The organism is Caballeronia humi, from assembly GCF_001544475.1.
Taxonomy (GTDB): domain Bacteria; phylum Pseudomonadota; class Gammaproteobacteria; order Burkholderiales; family Burkholderiaceae; genus Caballeronia; species Caballeronia humi.
This window is the reverse complement of record NZ_FCNW02000046.1, coordinates 40918-49510: the sequence shown is the minus strand read 5'-3', so window position 1 is coordinate 49510 and position 8593 is coordinate 40918. Positions and strand designations below refer to the sequence as shown.

Below are 8593 nucleotides of genomic sequence, written 5' to 3'. Positions count from 1 at the left end.
AGCGAATCGCAGTTCGCATACTGGGAGCACACACAGTTGATCATCGATTGCGTGAAGGGCAACGGCGGCATGTTCTCACTGGAACGGCCCACAGGTCTGCGTTTTCTGACACGCTCGCGTCTATATGACGACACCGAATGGGCGTGGCTCGAACAGCATCCCGTCGAGCACGCCTGACGGTCGCTGCCTGAAAATTTCCGAAGTGGTAGATTGCAAAACGCATCTATCACTCGGAGACAAGCGATGAGAAAGATGAAGGCGGTGCAAGTGAGCGAGGCCGGCGGCCCGCTGGAAGTCGTCGAAAAGGACGTGCCCGAACCGGGCCCCGGACACGTACTCATCAAGGTACAGGCCTGCGGTATCTGCCACAGCGATTCGCTGACGAAGGAAGGCCAGTGGCCCGGCCTGCAATTTCCGCGCGTCCCCGGACACGAGATCGCGGGCGTCATCGATGCGATCGGACCTGACGTCGAGGAGTGGAAGGTTGGGCAGCGCGTAGGCGTCGGCTGGCATGGCGGACACTGCGGTCATTGCGAGCATTGCCGGCGGGGCGACTTCGTGCTTTGCAAGACCGCGCTCGTGCCGGGCATCAGCTACGACGGCGGATACGCGGAATATGTGGCCGCGCCCGTGCAGGCGCTCGCGCGCATCCCCGAAGATCTCTCGGACGTCGATGCCGCCCCGCTTCTTTGCGCCGGCATCACCACCTTCAACGCGCTGCGCAACAGCGGCGCGCGCGCGGGCGACGTCGTCGCGATTCTCGGCATCGGCGGGTTGGGGCATCTCGGCGTGCAGTTCGCGAAGAAGATGGGCTTTCACACCGTGGCGATCGCGCGCGGCAAGGACAAGGAGCCGCTCGCGAAGGAACTCGGCGCGCACCGCTATATCGACAGCAGCTCGGAGAACGTCGCGGAAGCGCTGACCGCGCTCGGCGGCGCGAAGGTGATCCTCGCGACCGCGACCAGCGGCAAGGCGATGAGCGCGACGCTCGGCGGCCTCGGCCTCAACGGCAAGCTGATCATGGTCGGGATTTCACAGGAACCCGTCGAGGTGCCGATCGCGCAGTTCATCATGGGGCGCCACTCGGTGCAGGGCTGGCCGTCGGGCACATCGGCGGATTCGGAGGACACGCTCGCGTTCAGCGCGCTCTCGGGCATCAAGCCGATGATCGAGGAATTCCCGCTTGCGCGAGCGGCCGAAGCCTATGACCGCATGATGAGCGGCGCCGCGCGGTTTCGCGTCGTGCTGAAGACCTGACTACGATTCGCCGTCGCGCCACCGTGGCGCGCGCTTCTCGATGAACGCCTGCGTGCCTTCCAGCGCGGCGTCGTCCATCATGTTGCATGCCATCGTGTCGCCGGCGAGCTGGTACGCGGCTTCCATGCCCGTTTCGAGTTGCCGGTAGAACACCCCCTTGCCCGCTGCGATGGCCGCGCGCGGCTTATCGCAGATGCTTGCCGCGAGCGCGCGCGTGGCATCGTCGAGTTGATCGGGCGCCGCGACGCGATTCACGAGTCCGCGCTCGCGAGCGGTCGATGCATCGATGAAATCGCCGGTCACGAGCATTTCGAACGCCGCCTTGCGCGGCACGTTGCGCGTAAGCGGCACGCTCGGCGTCGCGCAGAAGAGACCGAAGTTCACGCCCGATACGGCGAAACGCGCGTCGCTCGCGGCGACGGCGAGATCGCACATCGCGACGAGCTGACACCCCGCCGCCGTCGCGATGCCGTGCACCCGCGCGATCACCGGCTGCGGCATGCGCTGGATCGTGAGCATCATTTGCGAGCAGCGCGCGAAGAGCGCACGGTAATAATCGAGCGACGGCTCCGCGCGCATCTCCTTCAGATCGTGCCCCGCGCAGAACGCGCGCCCCGCCCCCGCGATCACGACGACGCGCGCCTCCGACGCCGCGATCTCATCGAGACCGCGCTGCAACGCGTCGAGCATGGCTTCGGATAGCGCGTTGAACGCGGCGGGCCGGTTCATCGTGAGACGCACGACGCCGGGCAGGCCGTACGCGTCGCGCTCGGTGAGCAAAATTGCTTCGTTCATGCGGTTGCTCCGTCAGACGTCGATGGCCGTCACCGACCCCGCGCGCTTGCGCAACTCGAACTTCTGGATCTTGCCCGTCGATGTCTTCGGCAACTCGCAGAATTCGATCGCGCGCGGCACCTTGAAGCCCGCCAGATGATTCTTGCAATGCGCGATGAGATCGGCTGCGCTCACCGTGGCGCCCGCTTTCAGCTCGACAAAGGCGCACGGCGTTTCGCCCCAGCGCGCGTCCGGCTTGGCGACGACGGCCACCGCCAGCACCGCCGGATGCCGATACAGCACGTCCTCCACTTCGATGCTCGAAATGTTCTCGCCGCCCGAGATGATGATGTCCTTGCTGCGGTCCTTGATGCGCACGTAGCCGTCGGGATAGGCGACCGCGAGATCGCCCGTATGGAACCAGCCGCCGCGAAACGCCTCTTGCGTCGCGGCCGCGTTCTTCAGATAGCCCTTCATCGTGATGTTGCCGCGAAACATGATCTCGCCGATCGTCTCGCCATCGGCGGGGACGGGTTCCATCGTGAGCGGATTCAACACGCGGACCGCGTCCTGCAAGTGATAGCGCACGCCTTGCCGCGCGTTCAGCCGCGCGCGTTCACCGATGTCGAGCGTGCTCCACTCCGCCTGCTGCGCGCACACGGCGGCGGGCCCGTACACCTCGGTCAGCCCGTAGACATGCGTCAGCTCGAACCCGAGCCGCTCCATTCCTTCGATCATCGCGGCAGGCGGCGCGGCGCCCGCGACCATCGCGTGAACGCGCTGCGTGATGCCATGCTTCATCTCCTCGGGCGCGTTGACGAGCAGGTTCTGCACGATCGGCGCGCCGCAATAATGCGTCACGCCTTCGCTGCGGATCAGATCGAAGATGGTCTTCGCATCGACGCGGCGCAGGCACACGTTCACGCCCGCGCGCGCCGCGACGGTCCACGGAAAGCACCAGCCGTTGCAGTGGAACATCGGCAGCGTCCACAGATAGACGGCGTGCTTGGGCATGTCCCATTCGAGGATGTTGCTGACCGCGTTCGTATAAGCACCGCGATGGTGATAGACGACGCCCTTCGGATTGCCCGTCGTCCCCGAGGTGTAGTTCAGGCAGATCGCGTTCCACTCGTCCGATGGCGGCGTCCACGCGAATTCCGGATCGCCGCTTGCAAGCAGGCTCTCGTAGTCGATTTCGCCGATGCGCTCGCCGGGGCCGGTGTATTCGCTATCGTCGATATCGATGACGAGGATCGGGTGATCGGCCTGCGCCAGTGCCTCGCGCATCACGCCCGCGAACTCGCGATCGATCAGCACGGCCTTCGCTTCGCCGTGATTGAGCATGAACGCGAGCGTGTTCGCGTCGAGCCGCGTGTTGAGCGCGTTGAGCACGGCGCCGAGCATCGGCACGCCGAAGTGCGCCTCGACCATTTCGGGGATGTTCGGCAGCATCGCGGCGACGGTATCGCCCTCGCCGATGCCGCGTGCTTGCAAGGCCGACGCGAGGCGCCGCGTGCGCGCGTAAGTGTCGGCCCAGGTGCGGCGCACGGCGCCGTGCGCGATGGCGGGCCGCTGCGGATACACCGACGCCGCGCGCTCGATGAACGTGAGCGGCGTCAGGACCGCGAAGTTCGCGGCAGTCTTGTCGAGACCTTCTTCATACATGCCGGTGTTCATGTCGCGTCCCCATCTTTTGTGTATTGGAAGATTCACACAATATTACGCGCGGTTGACAGCGACGCGGCTCGACCCGAGCGCAAAAAGGCCGCTGCGGAGCGCTCCGCAGCGGCCTTTCAAACGAACGACCCGACTTACTCCAGATCAGCGCTCACGCTGATGATCCCCTCATGCGGAAGCGGAACCGGCGGCCGCGCCCGGACGGTGGCCTTGCCTGCATCGCCCGCTTCCTTCGCACGTACCGTCGCAAGCGAATCGCGCGCCGACTGGTTGCGCGGATCGAGATCGGCGGCCTGCGCGTATTTGTACGCCGCGCCGCGCAGATCGCCCTTGCCTTCGAGCGCGCGACCCCACTCGATGTATGACGGCGCCAGTTCCGGATTGAGCGCCGCCGCGCGCGAGAGTTTATCGATCGCTTCGTCATAGCGGCCGAGCTGCACGAGCGCTTCGCCCCAGTCGTGGAGGTTGTCGGTGAAATCCGGCCGCATGCGCGCAGCTTCGGCAAAACGCTTCAGCGCCTCTTCCGGGCGGTTCGCGTGCAGGAGCGCATCGCCCCAGAGACGCAGTGTTTCGGCCGTGCGCGACTTCGACGTTGCGCTCGCGCGATACTCCTTCAGCGCCTCGTCCTGTTTTTGCTGCTGCTCCAACGCCACCGCGAGGTTCGCGCGCAGGACGGCGGAATGAGCGTGCATCGCGAGGGCCTGGCGGCTCTGCTCCTCGGCGGACTTCCAATAGCCTTTGGTCAGAAGGATCAGACCCTTGCCCGCGAGCGCCCACTCGGCCTGTTCAGGCACGGGCAGCCTGAGCACGTCGTCGTAGATGCTTTCGACTTGCCGGAAGTCGCATTTGTCGCGATCGCAGCCGCCTTTCTCGACCGACGAGAACAAATAGCTCGCGAGCATGTTCGGCTCGGCGAGACGCATCGCTTCGGTGCCGATGTCGCGGATGAACGTATCGATGTCGTCGCGCGATGCCGCCTTTACCGTGCCCTGGCGGTTGTGGAACGCGCCGCCTTCGACCTGCACGTGAGCGACATACGAATCGCCTTCCTCCGTGATCCCGACGTGCACGGCGACGTCCGGCCGCTTCACGACCTTCTTCAGGAAATACACCGTCGACGTGTACGACAGTTCCTGCCCCGGCACCTGGATCTCGGGTTGCTCGTCGTTACCGGTGATGACTTCGTGCGGAATCGACACCGTCGCCTGGCGGCCGATCTCGTCCATGCTCGACGTGATGCGCTGCGCGAGGAACGGCGCGCTGTAGCCGCGCTTGACGAGCGATTGCGGCGCGTCGATGGGCGGGATGAAGAGCTGCGGTGTAAGGACGGCGGTCGCGACCATGTAGCAGAACGGGATGCCGAACGCGATGCAGGCCCAGTGGAAGAGCCAGCCTGACCAGTCGGCGGGGGAGGCGGCGAGCCATTTCGTTGCGCGCAGTCCGAGCGGAAGCCAGCGGGCGACGACCGGAGCGGCGGCGCGCACACACAGCCAGATCGCGCCGGGACTCACTTTGAAACGCAGCGGAGCGCTTCCGCCTGCTTGCTGTTCGATGCTGGACACGACGCACCTCGCTTGGCCGATGTTGGCAACAAGGCATCCATTGCATCTAGCGTGCCAAAACTTACGAGGCCTTATGCAGCGGTCGCTTCAGCGATTTTATGTGGTTATGGAGAGCCGTATATGTTGCTGTCGGGCCAACAGATTTCGAGCGAAATGTCGGTTAAATTCAGACTTCACTGCGCTTGAGCAGATAGTCGAGCCCGCCCACCCGATACCACCGATATCCGTACGGTTCGAGCACCACGGTATGGCGTCCGCTGCCGTCAGCGTGGCTGTGGTCGTCGGAGAGCAGATTGATGAGCGCGCTCGAATCCCCCGCCGCTGCGCCGACGCGGAACTTCACCGTGCACGCCGCCGGGCTGAAGTTGTGCAGGCACACGACCGAGTTGTTGCGCCAGTCGTAGCGCAGCGCGAGCACGTCCTCACGCGAGACGCGCAGGATCGCGAAATCGCCCCAGCTTATTTCGGGCACTTCCTTGCGCATGCGGATCATGCGCTCCATCCAGTTCAGGAACGAGTTCGGATCACGCCGCTGGCTCGCGACGTTGACGCGCTCGAATCCGTACGGCCCGCCCGAGATCACGCGTGACACCGGCCGCGCGCTCTTCGTAAAGCCGCCTTGCGGTTCGGTTGACCATTGCATCGGCGTGCGCGCGCATTCGCGCTCGGGCAGGCGCAGGTCGTCGCCCATGCCGATTTCGTCGCCGTAGCGCACGACCGGCGTGCCCGGCAGCGTCAGCATCAGGCTGTAAGCGTGTTCCAGCCGATGCCGGTCGCCGTCGAGCATCGGCGCGAGACGGCGGCGGATGCCGCGCTCGTAGAGCTGCATGCCGGGCTCGGGGCCGAACGCCGCGAAGACGGATTCGCGCTGCGTAGGCGAGAGCCGCCCGAGGTCGAGTTCGTCGTGATTGCGCAGGAACACGCCCCATTGCGCGGTCGCCGCGCGCGATTTCGTCGCGAGAAGCGCGTCCTTGAGCGGCCCGGTATCGGCGCTCGCGAGCGCGTAGAACGTGTTCTGGTTGACCTGGAAGTTGAACATCATCTGCAGCCGCTCGCCCGCCTCGCCGAAGTACTGCATGTCGGTGTGCGGCAGGACGTTCGCCTCGGCGAGGATGATCGCCTCGCCCTCGCGCCACTGCAGGAACTCGCGGAACATGCGCAGCATGTCGTACTGCTCGACGGGCTTCTTGACGTCGGCGCCCTTGGTCGCAATGACGAACGGCACCGCGTCCATGCGAAACCCCGAAACACCAAGCTGAATCCAGAAGCCCATGATCTTGAGCAACTCGGCCTGCACGTACGGATTCGCGGTGTTGAGGTCCGGCTGGAAGTCGTAGAAGCGGTGGAAATACCACATCCGCGCTTCCTTGTCGTAGGTCCACGTCGATTTCTGCACGCCGGGGAAGACCACGCCGTCCTTCGCGTTGGCGGGTTTTTTCTTCGACCACACGTACCAGTCGCGATATTTCGATTCCGGGTCGCGCCGCGCTTCCCTGAACCACGGATGCTGATCCGACGTGTGATTCACGACCAGATCGATCATCACGCGCAGGCCGCGCTGGCGGCACGCGTGCGTGAATTCGGTAAAGTCGCCGAGCGTGCCGTAGCGGGGATCGACGCTGTAGTAATCGGAGATGTCGTAGCCGTTGTCGCGGCAGGGCGACGGCTGGAACGGCATCAGCCAGATCGTGGTAATGCCGAGTCCTTGCAGGTAATCGAGCCGTCGCACCAAGCCCTGAAAATCGCCGATGCCGTCGCCGTTCGCATCCATGAAGGTGCCGACCGACAGGCAATACACGATCGCGTTCTTGTACCAGAGGTCGTTGACCATGTGCCGAGAGCGAAGCTTGTGAGGACGAACCGCGCCTGAAGGCAGCGCGGGGACGCGTCAAGTGTAGCTGCCGCCGCGACGGACGAGATCAGGCCGCGTCGTCGAGTTTCGCCGCGAAGCCGCGCTGCACGGCCGGTCGCGTGAAAAGCGCTTCGTACCAGCGCTTCACGTTGGGGAAATCGTCGAGGGACACTTGATGGCGCTCGTGTCGCCACGCCCAGCCGAGAATCGCGAAATCCGCCACCGAGAGATCGCCCGCCACGTATTCCACTTCTCCGAGGCGCCGGTCGAGCACGCCGTACAGACGCCGCGTCTCATCCGAATAGCGCTTCAGGCCGTAACGCCGGTCGCTCTCCGACTCGACCAGACGAAAGTGGTGAACTTGTCCCGGCATCGGACCGAAGCCGCCCATCTGCCACATCAGCCATTCAAGGACGGGCACGCGGTCACGCAGGCTCGCCGGCAGGAACTTGCCGGTCTTCTCGCCGAGATAGAGCAGGATCGCGCCTGATTCGAAGACGCTGATCGGCTGGCCGCCGGGGCCCTCCGGATCGACGATCGCCGGGATGCGGTTGTTCGGGCTGATGCGCAGGAAGTCGGCGGCGTGCTGCTCGCCCTTCGAAATGTTGACTGTCTCAACGGTATAAGGCAGTTCCATTTCTTCGAGCGCAACGCTGATCTTGCGGCCGTTCGGCGTGTTCCAGGTGTGGAGAGTGATGGTCATGGGAGCGATTTGTCGTGGATTTCAGCTGAGCGGCGCGGCGACGTACTGCATGAAACCGTTGCGTTCGGCGATGCGCGCGTACCAGCGTTCGAGGTTCACGAACTGCGGCCGGTCGCGCAATTCGTCGAGGCCGTACCAGCGCCGCGCATAGGCGCCGAGCACGAGATCGGCGAGCGTGAAGCTGTCGCCTTCGAGATGGTCGCGGCCTTGCAACTGCGTATCGATGATGCGCCAGAGATTCGCGACGACGGCGCTATCGGCGGCGAGGCGCACCGAATCGCGTTGGGCCGCGGGCGTGCGCACGTAGCCCCAGAACACCGGGCGCTCGGCTGGCTGCAGCGTTGTGAGCGTCCAGTCGAGCCAGCGATCGACGCTCGCGCGCAGCTTCGGATCGGCGGGATAGAGCGTGCTCGCCGATCCATATTGCAGCGCAAGATATCGGATGATCGAATTCGATTCCCACAGCACGAAATCGCCGTCGACGAGCGTCGGGATGCGCCCGGTCGGGTTCATCGCGAGGTAGCCGGGCTGGTCGTTGCGGCCGAACTGCATACCGGCGTCGATGCGCTCGTACGGCAGTCCAAGTTCCTCGCAGCACCACAGCACCTTCTGCACATTGACCGAGTTTGCCCGGCCCCAGATCGTCAGCATCGCTTGCACTCTCGTAGAAAACCGCCGTTCGCGGAACACGCAGACGATACACAAGTGCGCGGCGCGCGCTTGGCGTATGACCCCGCAATCGGGGGCGCCATTCCCCGCGCAATCAGG

The 8593-nt window shown here is 64.8% G+C and carries 8 protein-coding genes; 2 read left to right on the top strand and 6 right to left on the bottom strand.

Translation table 11 applies throughout. The features are described from left to right. Both AWB65_RS27630 and AWB65_RS27625 read left to right on the top strand, forming a co-directional pair. A partial coding sequence (locus AWB65_RS27630) for a DUF779 domain-containing protein (protein WP_125474219.1) occupies window positions 1-177 on the top strand: 177 nt, incomplete at its 5' end. Between the two features lie 66 nt (window positions 178-243). Continuing rightward, entirely contained in the window at window positions 244-1257 is a 1014-nt protein-coding gene (locus AWB65_RS27625) for an alcohol dehydrogenase (protein WP_087670194.1), read from the top strand. Here AWB65_RS27625 and AWB65_RS27620 read toward each other — a convergent pair whose 3' ends face one another. The 6 genes from AWB65_RS27620 to AWB65_RS27595 form a co-directional block, all read right to left on the bottom strand. Next, window positions 1258-2052 (bottom strand): enoyl-CoA hydratase, encoded by a 795-nt coding sequence (locus AWB65_RS27620; RefSeq protein ID WP_087670193.1) that lies wholly within the window; start codon window positions 2050-2052, stop codon window positions 1258-1260. A gap of 12 nt (window positions 2053-2064) precedes the next feature. Beyond that, window positions 2065-3708 carry an acyl-CoA synthetase gene (locus AWB65_RS27615; protein ID WP_087670192.1) on the bottom strand — a complete coding sequence of 548 codons (1644 nt, stop codon included), beginning with the start codon at window positions 3706-3708 and terminating at the stop codon, window positions 2065-2067. 134 nt (window positions 3709-3842) lie between these two features. Further along, window positions 3843-5270 carry a tetratricopeptide repeat protein gene (locus AWB65_RS27610; protein ID WP_235007792.1) on the bottom strand — a complete coding sequence of 476 codons (1428 nt, stop codon included), beginning with the start codon at window positions 5268-5270 and terminating at the stop codon, window positions 3843-3845. Window positions 5271-5436: 166 nt separating this feature from the next. Then, the gene (locus AWB65_RS27605; RefSeq protein ID WP_087670191.1) at window positions 5437-7101 is read right to left on the bottom strand and encodes an alpha-amylase family protein; all 1665 of its coding nucleotides are present in this window, start codon (window positions 7099-7101) and stop codon (window positions 5437-5439) included. An 88-nt stretch (window positions 7102-7189) separates the two neighbouring features. Next, window positions 7190-7825 (bottom strand): glutathione S-transferase family protein, encoded by a 636-nt coding sequence (locus AWB65_RS27600; RefSeq protein ID WP_087670190.1) that lies wholly within the window; start codon window positions 7823-7825, stop codon window positions 7190-7192. Window positions 7826-7846: 21 nt separating this feature from the next. After that, on the bottom strand, window positions 7847-8476 hold the full coding sequence (locus AWB65_RS27595) for a glutathione S-transferase family protein (protein ID WP_087670189.1): 630 nt from the start codon (window positions 8474-8476) through the stop codon (window positions 7847-7849). Window positions 8477-8593 lie beyond the last annotated feature (117 nt).